Source organism: Pseudomonas sp. SWRI179, from assembly GCF_014268705.1.
Lineage (GTDB): Bacteria > Pseudomonadota > Gammaproteobacteria > Pseudomonadales > Pseudomonadaceae > Aquipseudomonas > Aquipseudomonas zanjanensis.
Window position 1 is genome coordinate 1 of record NZ_JABWRA010000077.1, and the last position, 19,099, is coordinate 19,099.

Consider the following 19,099-nt stretch of genomic DNA (forward strand, 5'->3'; position numbering starts at 1 on the left):
CGTTGGCTTCCACCACCTGATGGTCGAGCCAGACCTGCGGGGTTTGGGTCAGGCCAAAGACTTGCCGGGCAAACGGCCCGTCCACCGGCGCTGGCCGTCACGCCTTCGATCCAGTGATGCACCGCCGGCACGCCGTGGGTAAGAATGCCACCGCCCACCAGGAACATCGCTGCGGTGCCGATCACCGACAAGCTTTTCATCATATAGGGCGCTGCGCGCAGGATGGTCCCGCCGATGCTTTTGGCGACCTGTCCTGGCTTCTGCGTCAACCAGAGCCCCAGGTCATCGAGCTTGACGATGCCCGCCACCAGGCCGTACACACCGACGGTCATCACAATCGCAATGCCCGACAGCACGATCACCTGCTGAGTCAGCGGCGCATCGGCGACGGTGCCGAGGGTGATGGCAATGATTTCCGCCGAAAGGATGAAGTCGGTGCGCACGGCACCCTTGATCTTGTCCTTTTCGAAGGCCACCAGATCCACCGCCGGATCCGCCACCGCCTCGACCAGTTGCGCATGTTCAGCCTGGTCCTCGGCCTTGCTATGAAGGAACTTGTGGGCCAGTTTCTCGAACCCTTCGAAACACAGGTAGGCGCCGCCCACCATCAACAACGGCGTCACTAGCCAAGGGACGAAAGCACTGATCGCCAGCGCCGATGGCACCAGGATCAATTTGTTGATGAACGACCCCTTGGCCACCGCCCACACCACCGGCAGCTCGCGCTCGGCGCGCACACCCGACACTTGCTGGGCGTTGAGCGCCAGGTCATCGCCGAGCACGCCGGCGGTTTTCTTGGCGGCCATCTTGGTCATCAGCGCAACATCGTCGAGTACGGTAGCGATATCGTCGATCAGTACCAGCAAACTGCTTCCAGCCATGGAGGGGCTCCTTGAACAATAATGCTGCGCAGCATACCGCGAGCCGCGGGGCCTTGGGGCCTGTACGGTTAATTCGAGTACTCAAATTCGAGTGCCAGGGCTTGCCAGGCAAGGCGCCATGACGAGTCGTAGCCCGCTACGGCGAGGAATGGTAACGCAGCTTGGCAAGCACTGGCGCCGAAGTTGAGTGCACGAATTAGCCACACAGGCCACCAGGGGCATTCTTGAGCGCCGCGCGAGGCCGGTGCTACCATGCGCCACCGCCAGAACAGGCAAGGAACCCCTGGGTTTATGAGCACAATCCGCGAGCGCAACAAAGAATTGATCCTGCGTGCCGCCAGCGAAGAATTTGCCGACAAGGGCTTCGCCGCGACCAAGACCAGCGACATCGCGGCCAAGGCTGGCCTGCCCAAGCCGAACGTCTACTACTACTTCAAATCCAAGGAGAACCTCTACCGCGAGGTGCTGGAAAGCATCATCGAGCCGATTCTCCAGGCTTCGACACCGTTCAATGCCGACGGCGTACCCGGTGAGGTGCTGAGCCACTACATCCGCTCCAAGATCCGCATCTCCCGCGAACTGCCCTTCGCCTCGAAAGTCTTCGCCAGCGAAATCATGCACGGCGCCCCGCACCTGAGCCCCGACCTGGTGGAGCAACTCAACGCCCAGGCCCGGCACAACATCGACTGCATCCAGACCTGGATCGACCGCGGCCAGATCGCCCCCATCGACCCCAACCACCTGATGTTCAGCATCTGGGCCGCCACCCAGACCTATGCCGATTTCGACTGGCAAATCAGCGCCGTGACCGGCAAGGCCAAGCTGGATGAAGCGGATTACGAAGCGGCGGCGCAGACGATTATTCGGTTGGTTTTGAAGGGGTGTGAGGTGGATTGAAATACCGCAGCGCCCCCATTCGCGAGCCCGCTCCCACAGCTTCGTGATGTACACATATTGTGTGCTCAATACGGGCCCCTGTGGGAGCGGGCTTGCTCGCGAAAGCGGCAACTCGATTTCAAGTCAAAGCCAAATGGCATCCCACAGCGGATAGTCGCCAAGCCGCTTCACCAAGCCCGCCCGCAATGGGTTGGCGACGACATAGCGAGCCATAAATACCAAATCGTCCTCCTGCCGCAGTGCCCGGTCATGAAATCCTTTCTGCCAAAGGCTGCCAACCCTTCCTGCTGCCTCGTTAATCTCTTTGGCGCTGAGGGATTTCACCCGACACATCAACTGCCCTAAAGACCCTCGATGCAGTCGAATCAGCCAATGGACATGATCAGGCATGACGACAAAGGCCAGGGAGTCCGCAATACCTTGCTCCTGAACCTCCCTGAATTGATGGATGACGACCCTTCCCAAGCCATAGTTTTCAAAGACCGGTTCGCGCTCCAGCGTATTGGCGGTCAATAAATAGATGCGATTCTCTTCTGCATAGCGACCGATACGCAGGCGGTGTGAAGCTGAGCGTGCGGGCATTCCGTCGCCCCCCTTTCCTGATGAAGTTCTGAAAGACTAGCTTCGGGGATGCAACATCATGGTTGGTCTTTTTGCCGGATGTGTATGGTCGATCGCTTTCGCGAGCAAGCCCGCTCCCACAAGGATTTGCGGTGTTCATACATGTTGTGTCGAGCACCGAAAACCTGTGGGAGCGGGCTTGCTCGCGAATGCGCCAGTCAACTCACCGCAAAATCAAACAACCACCCCCACATCCGCCCTCAACCGCAGCGCCTCCACCGCCCTCACCGCCACCTGCTCATCCACATCCGAAACATCCCCACTCACCCCAATCGCTCCTAGCACCTTCCCCTCCTGATCCCGGATCAACACCCCACCCGGGGCCGGTACGACGTTGCCTTGGCCCAATCCATTCAACGCGGCGAAGAACGCCGGGCGTTGTTGGGCGTCCTGGGCGAGCAGGCGCGAGCCTTTGCCCAGGGCGATGGCGCCCCAGGCCTTGCCGATGGCGATCTGCGGGCGAAGCAGGCTGGCGCCGTCTTCGCGCTGCAAGGCGACCAGGTGTCCGCCGCTGTCCAGGACCGCGACGGTCAAGGGTGCGGCGCTGATTTCACGTCCTGCGGCAAGCACTTGCCCGGCCAGGTTGATGGCGATTTTCAAGGTTAGAACGCTCATGGGTGCTGTCCTTCTTTTGTTATGGGAAAGCCTTGCGGGCTTCACTTTCAGCAAAACCGAACCTAACAAATAGAACACAACAACGATTATTTTTGTATACAATAATTTTCACAAACAACCCTTAACGACCAAAGGGCGCAGCAAAACCAGGCGTTCCGACGAATGAAACAGGTGCTTGAGGAAATGGATTGACCTGCATCGCTCGCCGTGAATACACTCTGCGAAAAGCCACTTGTATACAATTACAAAACGTAAGAGGCACAAAACCATGAGCAAAATGAGAGCAATCGAAGCCGCCGTTCTGGTGATGCGCCGTGAAGGCGTGGACACCGCCTTCGGCATCCCGGGTGCTGCGATCAACCCGCTGTACTCCGCCCTGCAAAAGGTGGGTGGCATCGATCATGTCCTCGCTCGCCACGTTGAAGGCGCCTCGCACATGGCCGAGGGCTACACCCGGACCAAGGCCGGCAACATCGGCGTGTGCATCGGCACCTCGGGCCCGGCCGGCACCGACATGGTGACCGGGCTCTACAGCGCATCGGCCGACTCGATCCCGATTCTGTGCATCACCGGGCAAGCGCCCCGCGCCCGTATGCACAAGGAAGACTTCCAGGCTGTGGATATCACCAGCATCGTCAAACCCGTGACCAAGTGGGCGACCACCGTGCTGGAGCCCGGCCAGGTGCCGTATGCCTTCCAGAAGGCGTTCTTCGAGATGCGCTCCGGCCGTCCGGGCCCGGTGCTGATCGACCTGCCGTTCGACGTGCAGATGGCAGAGATCGAGTTCGACATCGACGCCTACCAACCGCTGCCCCTGGCCAAACCCGCGGCCAACCGCGTGCAGATCGAGAAAGCCCTGGCGATGCTCAATCAGGCTGAACGCCCCTTGCTGGTGGCTGGCGGCGGCATCATCAATGCCGATGCCAGCGACCTGCTGGTGGAGTTCGCCGAGCTGACTGGCATCCCGGTCATTCCGACCTTGATGGGCTGGGGCACGATCCCGGATGACCATCCGTTGATGGTCGGTATGGTCGGTCTGCAAACCTCCCACCGCTACGGCAACGCCACCTTGCTCAAGTCGGACGTGGTGCTGGGCGTCGGCAACCGCTGGGCCAACCGTCACACCGGTTCGGTGGACGTCTACACCGAAGGCCGCACGTTCATTCACGTGGACATCGAGCCGACCCAGATCGGCCGCGTGTTCACGCCCGACCTGGGTATCGTCTCCGATGCCGCCTCCGCCCTGACGGTGTTCATTGAAGTGGCCCGCGAGTGGCAAGCCGCCGGCAAGCTGAAGAACCGCAGCGCCTGGTTGCAGGATTGCCAGCAACGCAAGGCCAGCCTGCAACGCAAGACCCACTTCGACAACGTGCCGGTCAAGCCACAACGGGTGTACGAAGAAATGAACCAGGTGTTCGGCAAGGACACCTGCTATGTCAGCACCATCGGCCTGTCGCAGATCGCCGGCGCGCAGTTCCTCCACGTCTACAAGCCACGCCATTGGATCAACTGCGGCCAGGCCGGCCCCTTGGGCTGGACCATTCCGGCGGCGCTGGGGGTGGTCAAGGCCGATCCGAGCCGCAAGGTCGTGGCGCTGTCGGGCGACTATGATTTCCAGTTCATGATCGAAGAGCTGGCGGTGGGTGCACAATTCAAATTGCCGTACATCCACGTTGTGGTGAACAACTCCTACCTGGGCTTGATTCGCCAGGCCCAGCGCGGCTTCGACATGGATTACTGCGTGCAGCTGTCGTTCGACAACCTGAACGCCCCGGAACTCAACGGTTATGGCGTGGACCACGTTGCCGTGGCCGAAGGCCTGGGGTGCAAGGCGTTGCGGGTGTTCGAACCGGCCGGTATCCAACCGGCGCTGCGCCAGGCCCAGGCGATGATCGAGGAGTTCAAGGTGCCGGTGATCGTCGAGATCATCCTGGAGCGGGTGACCAACATCTCCATGGGCACCGAGATCAACGCCGTCAATGAGTTTGAAGACCTGGCGCTGGTGGGCAACGATGCACCCACAGCCATCTCATTGCTCGACTGAGGTTTTTTGTGGGAGCGAGCCTGCTCGCGAAGATGTATCTGTCATTCAGTGCTGACTGACACACCGCTTCGCGAGCAGGCTCGCTCCCACAGGGGACTTCACCAATATTCACAGGAGACCACCATGCCGCGTTTCGCCGCCAACCTGTCCATGCTGTTCACCGAGCAGGATTTCCTCGCCCGTTTCGAAGCCGCCGCCAAGGCCGGTTTCAGCGGTGTCGAATACCTGTTCCCCTATGACTACAGCTCCGCCGAACTCAAGGCCTTGCTCGACGCCAACGGCCTGACCCAGGTGCTGTTCAACCTGCCGGCCGGCGACTGGGCCAAGGGCGAGCGCGGCATTGCCTGCCTGCCGGACCGGGTCGAGGAGTTCCGCGCCGGGGTCGACCTGGCAATCGCCTACGCCCAAGTATTGGGCAACACGCAGGTCAACTGCCTGTCGGGGATTCGCCCGCAGAACTGCAGTGAAACCCTGGTGGAAAAAACCTTTGTCGCCAACCTGAAATACGCCGCCGAGAAGCTGCAGGCCAAAGGCATCAAGCTGGTGATGGAAGCCATCAACACTCGCGACATTCCCGGCTTCTACTTGAACAACACCGCCCAGGCCCTGTCGATCCGCGAGCAGGTGGGCAGCGCCAACCTGTTCCTGCAATACGACATCTACCACATGCAGATCATGGAAGGTGACCTGGCCCGGACCCTGTCGGCGCACCTGGGCGAGATCAACCATGTGCAACTGGCGGACAACCCGGGCCGTAACGAGCCGGGCACGGGCGAAATCAACTACCGCTTCCTGTTCGAACATCTGGACCGCATCGGCTACCAGGGTTGGATCGGCTGCGAATACAAGCCGCTGACCACCACCGAAGCGGGCCTGGGCTGGCTGAAAACCCATAACGCGATCTGACTGACGCAGGCTTTTGTGGCGAGGGAGCTTGCTCCCGCTCGGCTGCGAAGCAGACGCATGATTTTTCACCCTACATGGATTTCTGGGGCCGCTTCGCGGCCCAGCGGGAGCAAGCTCCCTCGCCACAGAAACCCGGGACATTTCAATAAGAGAGGATTTTCCCATGGCTAAAATCGGATTCATCGGCACCGGCATCATGGGCCACCCCATGGCACTGAACCTGCAAAAGGCCGGTCACAGCCTGTTCCTGTCCCAGCACCACGATCCGGCCCCGGCCGACCTGCTGGCCGGCGGCGCAGTGGCCTTGGCCAACCCGAAGGAAGTGGCCCAGGAAGCCGAGTTCATCATCGTCATGGTTCCGGACACGCCGCAGGTCGACGACGTGCTGTTCCGCGCCGATGGCGTCGCGGCGGGCGCGGGCGCGGGCAAGGTGGTGATCGACATGAGTTCGATCTCCCCCACCGCCACCAAGGCGTTCGCGGCGAAGATCAATGAAAAAGGCGCGCAGTACCTCGATGCCCCGGTCTCCGGTGGTGAAGTCGGTGCCAAGGCCGCCACCCTGAGCATCATGGTCGGTGGCGACAGCGCCGCCTTCGAACGCGCGCTGCCACTGTTCCAGGCCATGGGCAAGAACATCACCCTGGTGGGCGGCAACGGTGACGGCCAGACCGCCAAAGTGGCGAACCAGATCATCGTCGCCCTGAACATCCAGGCCGTGGCCGAGGCCTTGTTGTTCGCCTCGAAAAACGGTGCCGACCCGGCCAAGGTCCGTGAAGCGCTGATGGGCGGTTTCGCTTCGTCGAAGATCCTCGAGGTCCACGGCGAACGCATGATCAAGGGCACCTTCGATCCGGGCTTCCGCATCAGCCTGCACCAGAAGGACCTGAACCTGGCCCTGCAAGGCGCCAGGGAGCTGAACATCAACCTGCCCAACACCGCCAACGCCCAACAAGTGTTCAGCACCTGCGCGGCCATCGGCGGCAGCAACTGGGATCACTCGGCGCTGATCAAGGGGTTGGAGCATATGGCCAATTTCTCGATTCGCGATAACTGACACACCACACCCCTTGTGGGAGCGGGCTTGCTCGCGAAGGCGATCTTCCTGTCAATGAAGTGTTGACTGACACACCGCCTTCGCGAGCAAGCCCGCTCCCACAGGGTCTGCGTTGCCCTTCAAATAACAAGAAAACCGGGAGCCCGCCATGTCGGTCGATCCGCAACAACTGCTGCGCGAGCTGTTTGCCACAGCCATCGACGCGGCCCATCCGCAGCAAGTCCTTGAACACTACCTGCCCAGCGACCGCAGCGGCCGGGTGATCGTCATCGGGGCCGGCAAGGCCGCGGCGGCCATGGCGCAAGTGGTCGAGCGCTGCTGGCAGGGCGACGTGTCCGGCCTGGTGGTGACCCGCTACGGTCATGGCGCGCCTTGTCAGAAAATCGAAGTGGTGGAAGCCGCCCACCCGGTGCCTGACGCCGCTGGCCTGGCCGTGGCCCAACGGGTGCTGGAGCTGGTGAGCAATCTCAGCGAAGACGACCGGGTGATCTTCCTGTTGTCCGGCGGCGGTTCGGCCCTGCTCGCCTTGCCGGCCGAAGGCATCACCCTGGCCGACAAGCAATCGATCAACAAAGCCTTGCTCAAATCCGGCGCGACCATCGGCGAGATGAATTGCGTGCGCAAGCACCTCTCGGCGATCAAGGGCGGGCGCCTGGGCAAGGCCTGCTGGCCGGCGACGGTATACACCTACGCGATTTCCGATGTACCCGGCGATCTCGCCACGGTCATCGCTTCCGGCCCCACCGTGGCCGACCCCAGCACATCGGCTGAAGCCCTGGCCATTCTCCAGCGCTACCACATCGAGGTGCCGGCCTCGGTGCGCACCTGGCTGCACAGCCCGGCGTCGGAAACCGTCAAGCCCGGCGACCCGAGCCTGGCTCGCAGCCATTTCCAATTGATCGCCCGCCCCCAGCAATCCTTGGAAGCCGCGGCGGTGAAGGCCCGCCAGGCGGGTTTCAGCCCACTGATCCTCGGCGACCTGGAAGGCGAATCCCGGGAGGTGGCCAAAGTCCACGCCGGCATCGCCCGGCAAATCGCCCTGCACGGCCAGCCGCTGGCAGCACCGTGCGTGATTCTCTCCGGCGGTGAAACCACCGTCACCGTGCGCGGCGATGGCCGTGGCGGACGCAATGCCGAATTCCTGCTGAGCCTGACCGACAACCTCAAGGGCCATCCCGGCATCTATGCGCTGGCCGGCGACACGGACGGCATCGACGGCTCCGAAGACAACGCCGGCGCCCTCATGACCCCGGACAGCTATCGCCGCGCCGCCGAGCTGGGCCTGTGCGCCAGCGACGAGTTGGACAACAACAATGGCTACGGCTACTTCGCCGCCCTTGACGCGCTGATCGTCACCGAACCGACCCGCACCAACGTCAACGACTTTCGCGCCATCCTGATCCTCGAGAACCCCAAACATGACGCCTGATAAAAAGGTCAAGATCCTCGCGACCCTCGGCCCCGCCACGCGCGGCATCGATGACATCCGCGAGTTGGTACAGGCCGGGGTGAACATCTTCCGCCTGAACTTCAGCCACGGCGAGCACGCCGACCACGCCCAGCGCTACCAGTGGATTCGTGAGGTCGAGCAGCAACTCAACTACCCCCTGGGCATCCTGATGGACCTGCAAGGCCCGAAGCTGCGGGTCGGCCGGTTCGCCGATGGCAAGGTCCTGCTGCAACGAGGCCAGGCCCTGCGCTTGGACCTGGACCCGACACCGGGCGATCAACGCCGGGTCAACCTGCCCCACCCGGAAATCATCGCGGCCCTGGAGCCCGGCATGGACCTGCTGCTGGACGACGGCAAGTTGCGCCTGCGCGTGATCGCCAGGCACAGCGACGCCATCGACACCGAGGTGCTCAACGGCGGCGAGCTGTCGGACCGCAAGGGCGTGAACGTGCCCCAGGCCGTGCTCGACCTGAGCCCGTTGACCGCCAAGGACCGGCGCGACTTGAGTTTCGGCCTTGAGCTGGGCGTGGACTGGGTGGCGCTGTCGTTCGTGCAGCGTCCCGAGGACATTCGCGAGGCGCGTGGGCTGATCGGCAACAAGGCGTTCCTGATGGCGAAGATCGAGAAGCCGTCGGCGGTGAGCCAACTGCGCGAGATCGCCGAATTGAGCGACGCGATCATGGTCGCCCGTGGCGACCTGGGGGTCGAAGTCCCGGCCGAAAGCGTGCCGCAGATCCAGAAAAACATCATCGGCACCTGCCGTGCCCTCGGCAAACCGGTGGTGGTGGCGACGCAGATGCTCGAGTCGATGCGCTTCTCCCCGGCCCCCACCCGTGCCGAAGTCACTGACGTCGCCAACGCCGTGGCCGAGGGGGCCGATGCGGTCATGCTCTCGGCGGAAACCGCGTCCGGCGATTACCCCCTCGAAGCCGTGCAGATGATGAGCAAGATCATCCGCCAGGTGGAAAACGGCCCCGACTACCAGGCGCAACTGGACGTCAGCCGGCCGAAGGCCGAGGCCACGGTGTCGGACGCCATCAGCTGCGCGATCCGGCGCATCAGCAGCATCCTGCCGGTGGCGGTGCTGGTGAACTACAGCGAATCGGGCAGTTCCAGCCTGCGCGCGGCGCGGGAACGGCCGACAGTGCCGATCCTCAACCTCACGCCGAACCTGCAGGCCGCCCGCCGCCTGACGGTGGCCTGGGGCGTGCACTCGGTGGTCAATGACCGGTTGAAACAGGTGGATGAAGTCTGTTCCACCGCCCTGGAAATCGCCCAGGCCCAAGGCATGGCCCAGCGTGGCGATACCCTGCTGATTACCGCGGGCGTGCCGTTCGGGCAGCCAGGGTCGACCAATTCGCTGCGCATTGAGACGCTGCTCTGAGTTTTTCTGTGGCGAGGGAGCTTGCTCCCGCTCGGTTGCGTAGCAACCGCAAAAAGAGGGGCCGCTGCGCGACCCAGCGGGAGCAAGCTCCCTCGCCACAGTTCTCTTATTCCTGACCCATCATGCCCAACCATTCCTCCCCCCCCCACTGCCCCGACTGGGCCACCGCCCTGCTCAACGGCTTCAGCCAAATCTTCCTCCAGCGCCATCCGCTGTGCGGCCTGCTGTGCCTGCTGGCGATTCTGCTCACGGCGCCGGCCTTGTTCGGCGGCGCGCTGCTGGGCGGGGTGGCCGGGTTGCTGACGGCCCAGCGACGTGGTTACGCCAAGGCCGATCGGCAAGCCGGACTGTTCAGCTACAACGGCATCCTGCTGGGCTTGCTGCTGAGCCAGGCGTTGCCCTGGTCGGTGCTGTTACCGCCGTTGATCATCGCCGCTGGCGGCCTCAGTGCGATGTTGGCCCAGCAATGGCTCAAGCGCACCCGCGGCCCTCGTTGCCTGCCCGCCTACACCGCGCCGTTTGTAGGGTTGGCGTGGCTGCTGATGAGTGTCACCGCGCCGACGTCCCCAACCACCTCGATCGAAATGACAATGCCCAACCTGGTGGCCGCACATTTGAGCGGACTGGGCCAGGTCATGTTTCTCGGCCACCCTGCGGCCGGAGCACTGATTGCGCTGGGCTTGTTGCTGGCCAACCGTCGCGCCGCGACATGGGCCTTGTTCGCTTCCGCCGTCGGCCTGGCCTTCGCTTTGTCGCAACAGGAGAACGCAACCGCCCTTGCCGGACTGGGCGGCTACAACCCTGTGTTAGTGGCGTTGGCCTTCAGCCCACAGCGTCGCCCGTGGCTGCCGCTGACGGGCATCCTCCTGGCGGTCATGCTCACCCCAGGGTTTACCGCCCTCGGCCTGCCGCCCCTGACGGCACCGTTCATCCTTGCTTGCTGGCTGATCCAGGCCGGCGGCCGGGCGTGGCACCAGGCCAGCCTCGACAGCGCGCCTTGCGCTCTGCGGGGCAATCGCCCTAGGCTTCGCTGATTCCGGGTTCAGGCGAAGAGTATGGACAGCAGCAACAATTGGCGTGAACGCCTCTACGTCATCATTTTCCAGACCGACACCGTGGCCGGCCGGCGCTTCGACAGCACCCTGCTGTTGATCATCCTCGCCAGCCTGGTGATCGTGATGCTCGACAGTATCGACAGCGTGCACAAAAACTACGCCGCCCTGCTGGCCGGTATCGAGTGGGGTTTCACCTTCATCTTCATCGTCGAGTACGGCCTGCGCCTGTATTGCTCACCCAAGCCGCTGCGCTATGCGTTCAGTTTCTATGGATTGGTGGATCTGCTGGCGATCGTGCCGGGGATCCTGGCGCTGTACTACAGCGATGCCCAATACCTGCTGATCATTCGGATCATCCGCATGCTGCGGATTTTCCGTGTGCTCAAACTCAGCCCTTACCTCAAGCAAGCCAACTACCTGATGGCGGCGCTGCGCGGGAGCAAGCAGAAAATCATCGTGTTCCTGGTCAGCGTCTCGACCCTGGTGACCGTCTTCGGCACGCTGATGTATGTCATCGAAGGCCCCGAGCACGGTTTCACCAGCATTCCCAAGGGCATCTATTGGGCTATCGTGACATTGACCACCGTAGGCTTCGGCGACATCGTGCCCAAGACGCCCCTGGGCCAAGTGGTGTCATCCCTGGTGATGATCACCGGTTACTCGATCATCGCCGTGCCGACGGGTATTTTCACCGCTGAACTGGCCACGGCCATGCGCGGCGACCAGCTCAAGCACGATTGCCCGGTGTGCAGCAAAAACAACCACGAACACGGCGCGGCTTTCTGCTCCCGTTGTGGCAATGCGTTGTTTAAGAAATTGGAATAAGCAAAGCACTTTTTAATGCTTGATGGCCTATTGGCTTGCCGCTAGTGTTGCTGGCTAATTGCCCGGAACCCCTGTTAATAAAAAGGAATTCGCAGTGAAGAACTTCTTTGGCGCCTCCCTTCTCGCCGCCGGCCTGACCTTTGGCGGCCTGGCCCACGCCGCCCCGACCCTGCTCAACGTTTCCTACGACGTAATGCGCGATTTCTACAAGGACTACAACGCCGCCTTCCAGAAACACTGGCAGGCCGAGCACAACGAAAACATCACCGTGCAGATGTCCTTCGGCGGCTCCAGCAAGCAGGCGCGCTCGGTGATCGACGGGCTGCCGGCGGATGTCATCACCATGAACATGGCCACCGACATCAACGCCTTGGCCGACAACGGCAAACTGGTGCCCCAGGACTGGGTCACCCGCCTGCCGAACAACAGCGCGCCGTTCACCTCCGCCACGGTGTTCATCGTGCGCAAAGGCAACCCGAAAGCCTTGAAAGACTGGCCCGACCTGCTCAAGGACGGCGTGCAGGTGATCGTGCCCAACCCGAAAACCTCCGGCAACGGTCGCTACACCTACCTGTCGGCCTGGGGCTATGTACTGAAGAATGGCGGCGACGAGAGCAAGGCCAAGGACTTCGTCGGCAAGCTGTTCAAGCAGGCGCCGGTACTGGATACCGGTGGTCGCGCCGCGACAACCACTTTCATGACCAACCAGATCGGCGACGTGCTGGTGACGTTTGAAAACGAAGCGGAAATGATCGCCCGCGAGTTCGGTCGCGATCAGTTCGAAGTGGTCTACCCAAGCGTTTCCGCCGAGGCTGAGCCACCGGTCAGCGTGGTCGACAAAGTGGTCGAGAAAAAAGGCTCCCGCGAAGCCGCCGAAGCGTACCTCAAATACCTGTGGTCGCCCGAAGGCCAGGAAATCGCCGCCGCCAACTACCTGCGCCCACGGGACCCGGCCGTACTGGCCAAATACACCGACCGTTTCCCGAAAGTGGACTTCCTGTCGGTGGAAAAAACCTTTGGTGACTGGCGCACGGTGCAGAAGACTCACTTTAATGATGGTGGGGTTTTCGACCAGATCTATAGCGGGCAGTAAGACACTGGTTCAACCAGAATTGCATGCAAGCTTTTGTGGCGAGGGAGCTTGCTCCCGCTCGGTTGCGCAGCGACCGCCAGAAGGGGGCCGCTACGCAGCCCAGCGGGAGCAAGCTCCCTCGCCACAAAGGCACTCCCTTATCTGCTGTGCTGTTCCTGATCTGCTGTGCTGTGTCTAATCTGCTGTGCTGTGTCTACCATTAACCGCGGGCATGACAGCTATCAACCACAAGCCCTGTTCCAGAGCCCTGTAACGCTTTAGCCTCGCGCCATCTTTCCTGTTCACTGACGAGATTGCCATGAGTGCTCATCCCCCCACCACGCCCGGCAGCACCCTGACCCGTGGCATGGTCCTGCTCTTCGCCTTCTGCTGCGGCGCCATTGTCGCCAACATCTACTACGCCCAACCCATCATCGAACTGATCGCCCCTGACGTCGGCCTGAGCAGCACCATGGCCAGCCTGATCGTTTCGCTGACCCAGATCGGTTATGCCCTGGGCCTGTTTTTCCTGGTGCCGCTGGGGGACTTGCTGGAGAACCGCCGGCTGATGATCCTCACCACGCTGGTGGCGATTGCCAGCCTGCTGGGGGCGGCCTTCACTGACCAGCCGAACGTGTTCCTGCTGGTCTCGTTGCTGGTGGGTTTCAGTTCGGTGTCGGTGCAAGTCCTGATTCCGCTGGCCGCGCACCTGACGCCAGAAGAATCCCGGGGACGGGTTGTCGGTGGGATCATGGGCGGCCTGCTGCTGGGCATCCTGCTGGCGCGGCCCATCTCCAGCGTCGTGGCCGATCACTTCGGCTGGCGCGCCATGTTCATCATCGCCGCCGCGTTGATGGCCGCGATCAGCATCGTCTTGGCGCTGACCGTGCCCAAGCGCCAGCCCGACCATAGCGCCTCCTATGGCCAACTGCTGGGTTCGCTCGGCACCCTGCTGCGCCAACAGCCGCTGTTGCGGCAACGGGCGTTCTACCAGGCCTGCATGTTCGCCACGTTCAGCCTGTTCTGGACCGCCGTGCCGCTGGAGTTGTCCCGCAACCACGGCCTGTCCCAGACTGAAATCGCCCTGTTCGCCCTGGTCGGCGCCATCGGTGCCATCGCCGCGCCCATCGCCGGCCGCCTGGCCGATGCCGGCCATACCCGTAATGCCTCGCTGCTGGCGATGCTGTTCGCCAGCGTGAGTTTCCTGCCGGCGTTCATCCATCCGCTCTACAGCGTGATCGGCCTGGCGGTGACTGGCGTGGTCCTGGATTTCTGCGTGCAAATGAACATGGTCCTGGGCCAGCGCACCATTTACGCCCTCGATGCCAAGAGCCGCAGCCGGTTGAATGCGTTGTACATGACCAGCATCTTCGTCGGCGGTGCCTTCGGCTCATCGATTGCCAGTGCGGTGTACGAGCACGGCGGCTGGTTGTGGGTGGTGATCGTTGGCAGCGCCTTCCCGCTGTTGGCCTTGCTGCGCTTCCTGAGTGCCTCGCAAAAAGCGTCCCTGGCCACGGCCTGATTACCCAGGCACAAAAAATGCCCGGTCGCTCAAGGCGCTCGGGCATTTTTCATGGAGCATTCAAATCCGCACGTTGCCACGCGGCCCGGCAATCGCCCAGATGATCAGGCCCAGGACCGGCAGCAGCAGGATCAGCAGCACCCAGAGGATTTTCATCCCGGTTTCCGCGCCGCTCTTGAGGACATTGATGATCGCCCAGATATCGAGCGCCAGGATAATCAGGCCGACCAGGCCGTTGAAGGTGGAACCCATGGTGTCGCTCCCAAATGGTGGTGTGCACCCTTAGGATAGCGGGCCTCCGGCAAGGGTTCCGTTTTATTGCTTCAGACGTGGACCGCGACCTTGAGGGCTTCCAGGGCCGGCGCGGCAGCGATGCCGACTTCGGCACACAGCTCCAGCACCCGTGGCACGTCGTTGCCGTACACCAGCACCATCTGCAATTCATCGTCGAGCAACTGGCTGAAGTTCATCAGCACGTAGCCGCCGTTTTCCTTGTTCAGGCTGCCCATCTGGATCTGGATGCGGTTGAGCGCGGTCAGGGCTTCGGTCTTCGCCAATTGCTTGGGCTTGAGGTTGAACGCCACACCGGGGCCGAACGAGGCGACGATCTGCTCGAACAGGTCCACGTAGGTGTCGGCCTGGAACAGCACGGTGTCCGGCAGGCTGCCCACCACCACCCATTCCCCCAGCGGGATCGGGAACGTGTCGTCGTAGTTGATATCGGGATTGGCCGCCAGGAAAGCCGTCGGGTCTGCGTAGGCCTGGGCCGCTTCAGCAGCGATTTTCTCGATATCCGCCTCGCCGAGGCAGCCGGAGCTGATTTTACCGATGAGTTCGATGAGGGCGGCTTTCATGGGGTGAATCCTGTGGCGAAGGGTGTTTTGAGGGCGGGCAGGATAACGCATCGCCCCGGTCGAGTCAGGAACCTGTGGCGAGGGAGCTTGCTGTGGCGAGGGGATTTATCCCCGCTGGGCGCGAAGCGCCCCTATAGCCTGACAACTCGGTGTATCAGATTGATTCAGGGGGCCGCTTCGCAGCCCAACGGGGATAAATCCCCTCACCACAAGAGCTGTGGGAGTCGAGTTTGGCCGTTCAACCCAACAACTTTTCCAACTGCGCCGTGGTGTCCACCGCGCCCATGGTCCGCGCGGCATCGAGGGCCGAGACGCCGTTGGCGTCCTTGGCTTTCGGGTCGGCGCCTTTGCCGATCAGGTAGTCGACGATTTCCACCCGGTTGAACATCGCCGCCATCATCAAGGCGGTACGGCCATCGAAGGAAGCGCCTTCCACCTGCGCGCCGCCATCCACCAGCGCCGCGACCACGGCCAGGTCGCCCTTGAACGCCGCGCCGGCAATCGGGCTCTGGCCGTTGTCGTTGCGGATTTCCGGATCGGCCTTGTGCTCCAGCAGCACTTTCACCGTTTCCACATGCCCGTGGTAAGCGGCCAGCATCAACAGGGTGTCGCCCTTGTGGTTACGCAGGTTGGGCGGCAGGCCCTTGCTCAACAGCGCTGCCATCATGGCGGCGTCGCCCTGGCGCGCGACGTTGAACACCTGCTCGGCAAACTCGGCAGCCTCTTCCGGGGTCATCTGGCGGCTTGTATCGGACATGGGGAACTCCACTCGGGTCTTCGCAAAGCGGCTAGTTTCCCGAGGGACCTGGGCGCTGTCATCCCTTTTTTCACTGTGCCCGTCATAGCCAGAATCAATAACGCAGTTGGCCGCCCTGGATCCGGGTCGCCAGTTGCCGGTCGACCCGCACGTACGTGTCGGTGCCGGGCAGCCAGGCATAGACCGGCTCATCGCCAGTGCCACACGGATCGAACCCTTCGGTCTTGAGGCGCGTCTTCTGGTACTTGAAGGTGCCGGTAGTGTCCATTTTCACCTTGATGCGCAGGAACAGCGGCACGGCATATACGGGCAACTTGCAGTGCAAAAATTGCAGCAGCTCGCTGAAATCCAAGGTCGCCAGGGATTCGGACGGGGTGATCGCTGCCATGCCGGCGCGGCCATTGGTGCCATTGATCTCCACACCGTAAGCCACCGCCTCGGCCACCTGCGGGTGTTGCAGCAAGACGTTTTCGACTTCCGTGGTGGAGACGTTTTCGCCTTTCCAGCGATAGGTGTCGCCGAGGCGATCGACGAACTGCCCATGCCCGAAGCCGATGTTGCGCAGCAGGTCCCCGGTGTTGAAGTAACGATCGCCCGGCACGAAGACATCCCGGCAGATGGTTTTTTCGGTCTTGGCGGGATCCGTGTAGCCGTCCAGTGGTGCCTTCTCGTCGATCCGCGCCAGCAGCAGGCCCGGTTGGCCCCTGGGGACTTTTTGCATGCGCCCTTGCAGGTTGCGCAACGGCAAGCCGCTGGCTTGGTCGTACTGCACCAGCTCCCAGCCCATCAGGGAAAACCCGACGGTGTTGTCGAAATTCAGGATATTGGTGAACCCGATATTGCCGTCGCTGGCCGCATACAGCTCGCAGATGTGGTCGACGCCGAAGCGCGTCTTGAAGGTCGACCAGGCCCCGGGGCGCAGGCCGTTGCCGATCATTTTATTCACACTGTGGTGGCGGTCATCGGCAGCGACAGGCTGGTCGATCAGGTAGCGGCACAACTCGCCGACATACCCCAGGGTGGTCGCCCGGTAACGGCGTACGTCGATCCAGAACTGGCTGGCGCTGAACTTGCGGCGAATCGCGAACCCCGATGCGCCACAGATCGCCGCGCCCCAACACACGCACAGGCCTGTGGCGTGGTACAGCGGCAAGGTGCAATAGACGACATCGTCGGGCTGCATGTCCAAGGCGATCAGGCCGAAGCTGGTGGAGGTGCGCATCCAGCGACCATGGCGAAAGACTCCGGCCTTGGGCAGCCCGGTAGTGCCCGAGGTGTAGAGATAAAAACATGGGTCGTTGCAAAAAACCTGCTGGCTGCACGCCGGGTTATCGTCGGGGTAATCCGCACAATCAGCCATCAGGTCGACGAAGCCGGACGGAACATCGCCACTGTCCTGATCCGCTACCCACCAGGTCCTGCCGCTCGACAGCGCGGTGCGCGATCGCACGTCGTTGAAGGCCGCGACCCGCTCGTCCCCGACCACCACCGCGACCGGGTTGACCAGGGCCAGGCTGTGCACCAGCGCATCGCCGGTTTGCGAGGTGTTGAGCATGGCACTGACCGCGCCAACCTTGGCCATCGCCAGCACGCTGATCAACAGCTGCGGCCGGTTCTCGATGAAGATCGCCACGCAATCGCCCTTGCCGATGCCTTGGGCCAACAGGTAATGGGCGATGCGATTGGCTTGCGCGTTGACCTGTGCATAACTCAACACCGTGTCGCCACACAGCAGTGCCGGGCCCTGGGGATTGCGTTGCGTGGCCTGTTCGAAACACCAGCCCAGGCCACAAGGCTGGGTCGGGTCCTGGACATTGGCCAGCTTCATGCCTTTGACGATGCGCGGGACGGCCCTGGCGATGGCAGGCAACTTGCGCAGCATCATGCCCCAGGTAATGGTGTCGTTGGGTGTACGACTCATGGTGATCTTCCCCGTTCGACCTCGTGGGTCTCGGTTCTTGTTATCGGGCTGGCGGTGATTTTGGCTCGAAAGTACGCTCGCACTTGCGGGGCTGTACACGCGGTTTTTGCAATGTTTTGTATCCGCTGCCCGAGACAGGCGAAGCGTGAGCGCCGGAAAACGATTTGGTTCCAAAAATCATTGCCGGACCACGCAAAATGCAGGATGCACGGTGGCCATTCATGCAAGATGCACGAAAGCAAAATCCAACGAAAAACGTAACCTGTTGTTTTTAAAGTGTTTATTTAAAAATTAGCTACTGGCACAGACAGTGCAACCACCCCTCCACGGTTTGCCACACCATGGAGCAGTCAACTATGAACATGATTCAAGAAAAGTTTGCGTCCCTGTTTTCCAACTACGAAGTGACCACTCAGCCCCGCCCGGATGGCGGCATTCTGCTGACCTTGCGCAATAGCGACGGCAAGCTGTTCAAGCGCACGATTTCCTATGCTCAGTTGCATGCGGGGGACCAGTTGTCCTGGGCGATCAGCGCGATCCGTCGCGACCTGGCTGAACAGGCCAGCGAGTTGCCACAGATCACCTTGCTGCAGAGCCAGCATCGGTTTGCGCTGCCGACTTACCATAGCGCTTGAGTCTGCTGGGTAATTTGCTTTGCTGTTTACTTGGAAACGGCGCTTTTCAGAGATGGGAAGCGTCGTTTTTTTTGCGCGATCTTTGGGGCGTTTGATCGGTGTGTTTATCCGTTTCTTCGGTAACGACTGCTTATGGCTGATAGGGACCGCGTTCCTCCTGTGGGAGCGAGCCTGCTCGCGAAGGCGGTGGGTCAGTTTGCGGTGATGTTGGATGGTGCCGGCCTCTTCGCGAGCAGGCTCGCTCCCACAGGGGATCTTGGGTGTTCATGAGTCTTATGTTCACCGCAGATCCATTGTGGGAGCGAGCCTGCTCGCGAAGGCGGTGGGTCAGTTTGCGGTGATGTTGGATGTGCCGGCCTCTTCGCGAGCAAGCTCGCTCCCACAGGGGATCTTGGGTGTTCATGAGTCTTGTGTTCACCGCAGACCCATTGTGGGAGCGAGCTTGCTCGCGAAGGCGGTGGGTCAGTTGGTGGTGATGTTGGATGTGCCGGCCTCATCGCGAGCAGGCTCTCTCCCACAGGGGATCTTGGGTGTTCATGAGTCTTGTGTTCACCGCAGATCCATTGTGGGAGCGGGCTTGCTCGCGAAGGCGGTGGATCAGTTTGC

The 19,099-nt window shown here is 61.9% G+C and carries 18 protein-coding genes; 11 read left to right on the forward strand and 7 right to left on the reverse strand.

The genetic code is table 11. The features are described from left to right. Nucleotides 1-881: DUF808 domain-containing protein (locus HU767_RS26760; protein ID WP_238349529.1), on the reverse strand; the 881-nt coding region annotated here is incomplete at its 3' end. A 291-nt stretch (nucleotides 882-1,172) separates the two neighbouring features. Here HU767_RS26760 and HU767_RS26765 point away from each other — a divergent pair. After that, a complete protein-coding gene (locus tag HU767_RS26765) occupies nucleotides 1,173-1,778 on the forward strand; it encodes a TetR/AcrR family transcriptional regulator (protein WP_186708156.1) in 606 nt (201 codons plus the stop codon). Between the two features lie 123 nt (nucleotides 1,779-1,901). Here the strand turns inward: HU767_RS26765 and HU767_RS26770 are convergent, their stop codons facing one another. After that, nucleotides 1,902-2,360 carry a transposase gene (locus HU767_RS26770; RefSeq protein ID WP_186730935.1) on the reverse strand — a complete coding sequence of 153 codons (459 nt, stop codon included), beginning with the start codon at nucleotides 2,358-2,360 and terminating at the stop codon, nucleotides 1,902-1,904. 213 nt (nucleotides 2,361-2,573) lie between these two features. Continuing rightward, complete coding sequence (locus HU767_RS26775; protein WP_186730936.1) at nucleotides 2,574-3,014, reverse strand: heme-binding protein; 441 nt, start codon at nucleotides 3,012-3,014, stop codon at nucleotides 2,574-2,576. 268 nt (nucleotides 3,015-3,282) lie between these two features. Between HU767_RS26775 and gcl the strand changes: the two genes are divergently transcribed. From gcl to HU767_RS26820, 9 genes are all read left to right on the forward strand, one after another. Further along, nucleotides 3,283-5,058, forward strand: coding sequence for a glyoxylate carboligase (gene gcl, locus HU767_RS26780; protein ID WP_186708160.1), 1,776 nt, complete (start codon nucleotides 3,283-3,285; stop codon nucleotides 5,056-5,058). A 123-nt stretch (nucleotides 5,059-5,181) separates the two neighbouring features. Beyond that, nucleotides 5,182-5,964, forward strand: a complete 783-nt coding sequence (hyi, locus tag HU767_RS26785) for a hydroxypyruvate isomerase (RefSeq protein WP_053123988.1) — start codon at nucleotides 5,182-5,184, stop codon at nucleotides 5,962-5,964. Nucleotides 5,965-6,127: 163 nt separating this feature from the next. Then, nucleotides 6,128-7,018 carry a 2-hydroxy-3-oxopropionate reductase gene (locus HU767_RS26790; RefSeq protein ID WP_186730937.1) on the forward strand — a complete coding sequence of 297 codons (891 nt, stop codon included), beginning with the start codon at nucleotides 6,128-6,130 and terminating at the stop codon, nucleotides 7,016-7,018. 148 nt (nucleotides 7,019-7,166) lie between these two features. Further along, a complete protein-coding gene (locus tag HU767_RS26795; protein WP_186730938.1) occupies nucleotides 7,167-8,447 on the forward strand; it encodes a glycerate kinase in 1,281 nt (426 codons plus the stop codon). Then, complete coding sequence (pyk, locus tag HU767_RS26800; RefSeq protein WP_186708166.1) at nucleotides 8,437-9,852, forward strand: pyruvate kinase; 1,416 nt, start codon at nucleotides 8,437-8,439, stop codon at nucleotides 9,850-9,852. The genes HU767_RS26795 and pyk overlap by 11 nt, the downstream gene beginning before the upstream one ends. A 122-nt stretch (nucleotides 9,853-9,974) precedes the next feature. Beyond that, a complete protein-coding gene (locus tag HU767_RS26805) occupies nucleotides 9,975-10,886 on the forward strand; it encodes an urea transporter (RefSeq protein WP_186730939.1) in 912 nt (303 codons plus the stop codon). A gap of 21 nt (nucleotides 10,887-10,907) precedes the next feature. Continuing rightward, the gene (locus HU767_RS26810; RefSeq protein ID WP_186708170.1) at nucleotides 10,908-11,732 is read left to right on the forward strand and encodes an ion transporter; all 825 of its coding nucleotides are present in this window, start codon (nucleotides 10,908-10,910) and stop codon (nucleotides 11,730-11,732) included. A 94-nt stretch (nucleotides 11,733-11,826) separates the two neighbouring features. Further along, complete coding sequence (locus tag HU767_RS26815) at nucleotides 11,827-12,825, forward strand: sulfate ABC transporter substrate-binding protein (protein ID WP_186730940.1); 999 nt, start codon at nucleotides 11,827-11,829, stop codon at nucleotides 12,823-12,825. A gap of 298 nt (nucleotides 12,826-13,123) precedes the next feature. Next, entirely contained in the window at nucleotides 13,124-14,326 is a 1,203-nt protein-coding gene (locus tag HU767_RS26820; protein WP_186708174.1) for an MFS transporter, read from the forward strand. Nucleotides 14,327-14,386: 60 nt separating this feature from the next. On the opposite strand, the gene HU767_RS26825 is transcribed toward HU767_RS26820, so the two are convergent. The 4 genes from HU767_RS26825 to HU767_RS26840 all read right to left on the reverse strand — a co-directional run bounded on the left by HU767_RS26825 (nucleotide 14,387) and on the right by HU767_RS26840 (nucleotide 17,858). After that, the gene (locus HU767_RS26825) at nucleotides 14,387-14,578 is read right to left on the reverse strand and encodes a PLDc N-terminal domain-containing protein (RefSeq protein WP_003204476.1); all 192 of its coding nucleotides are present in this window, start codon (nucleotides 14,576-14,578) and stop codon (nucleotides 14,387-14,389) included. A 71-nt stretch (nucleotides 14,579-14,649) separates the two neighbouring features. Next, nucleotides 14,650-15,180 (reverse strand): hypothetical protein, encoded by a 531-nt coding sequence (locus tag HU767_RS26830; protein ID WP_186730941.1) that lies wholly within the window; start codon nucleotides 15,178-15,180, stop codon nucleotides 14,650-14,652. A gap of 238 nt (nucleotides 15,181-15,418) precedes the next feature. After that, nucleotides 15,419-15,937, reverse strand: a complete 519-nt coding sequence (locus HU767_RS26835) for an ankyrin repeat domain-containing protein (RefSeq protein ID WP_186708178.1) — start codon at nucleotides 15,935-15,937, stop codon at nucleotides 15,419-15,421. 94 nt (nucleotides 15,938-16,031) lie between these two features. Further along, nucleotides 16,032-17,858 carry a long-chain-acyl-CoA synthetase gene (locus HU767_RS26840; protein WP_186730942.1) on the reverse strand — a complete coding sequence of 609 codons (1,827 nt, stop codon included), beginning with the start codon at nucleotides 17,856-17,858 and terminating at the stop codon, nucleotides 16,032-16,034. Between the two features lie 356 nt (nucleotides 17,859-18,214). On the opposite strand from HU767_RS26840, the gene HU767_RS26845 reads away from it, so the two are divergent. Then, complete coding sequence (locus HU767_RS26845) at nucleotides 18,215-18,493, forward strand: DUF3509 domain-containing protein (protein WP_003204481.1); 279 nt, start codon at nucleotides 18,215-18,217, stop codon at nucleotides 18,491-18,493. The last annotated feature ends 606 nt before the right edge of the window (nucleotides 18,494-19,099 follow it).

Bases quoted from the DNA above. Each gene is read 5' to 3' on its own strand.
- HU767_RS26765 (WP_186708156.1), top strand. From the start codon at position 1,173: ATGAGCACAATCCGCGAGCGCAACAAAGAATTGATCCTGCGTGCCGCC.
- HU767_RS26770 (WP_186730935.1), bottom strand. From the start codon at position 2,360: ATGCCCGCACGCTCAGCTTCACACCGCCTGCGTATCGGTCGCTATGCA.
- HU767_RS26775 (WP_186730936.1), bottom strand. From the start codon at position 3,014: ATGAGCGTTCTAACCTTGAAAATCGCCATCAACCTGGCCGGGCAAGTG.
- gcl (WP_186708160.1), top strand. From the start codon at position 3,283: ATGAGCAAAATGAGAGCAATCGAAGCCGCCGTTCTGGTGATGCGCCGT.
- hyi (WP_053123988.1), top strand. From the start codon at position 5,182: ATGCCGCGTTTCGCCGCCAACCTGTCCATGCTGTTCACCGAGCAGGAT.
- HU767_RS26790 (WP_186730937.1), top strand. From the start codon at position 6,128: ATGGCTAAAATCGGATTCATCGGCACCGGCATCATGGGCCACCCCATG.
- HU767_RS26795 (WP_186730938.1), top strand. From the start codon at position 7,167: ATGTCGGTCGATCCGCAACAACTGCTGCGCGAGCTGTTTGCCACAGCC.
- pyk (WP_186708166.1), top strand. From the start codon at position 8,437: ATGACGCCTGATAAAAAGGTCAAGATCCTCGCGACCCTCGGCCCCGCC.
- HU767_RS26805 (WP_186730939.1), top strand. From the start codon at position 9,975: ATGCCCAACCATTCCTCCCCCCCCCACTGCCCCGACTGGGCCACCGCC.
- HU767_RS26810 (WP_186708170.1), top strand. From the start codon at position 10,908: ATGGACAGCAGCAACAATTGGCGTGAACGCCTCTACGTCATCATTTTC.
- HU767_RS26820 (WP_186708174.1), top strand. From the start codon at position 13,124: ATGAGTGCTCATCCCCCCACCACGCCCGGCAGCACCCTGACCCGTGGC.
- HU767_RS26825 (WP_003204476.1), bottom strand. From the start codon at position 14,578: ATGGGTTCCACCTTCAACGGCCTGGTCGGCCTGATTATCCTGGCGCTC.
- HU767_RS26830 (WP_186730941.1), bottom strand. From the start codon at position 15,180: ATGAAAGCCGCCCTCATCGAACTCATCGGTAAAATCAGCTCCGGCTGC.
- HU767_RS26835 (WP_186708178.1), bottom strand. From the start codon at position 15,937: ATGTCCGATACAAGCCGCCAGATGACCCCGGAAGAGGCTGCCGAGTTT.
- HU767_RS26840 (WP_186730942.1), bottom strand. From the start codon at position 17,858: ATGAGTCGTACACCCAACGACACCATTACCTGGGGCATGATGCTGCGC.
- HU767_RS26845 (WP_003204481.1), top strand. From the start codon at position 18,215: ATGAACATGATTCAAGAAAAGTTTGCGTCCCTGTTTTCCAACTACGAA.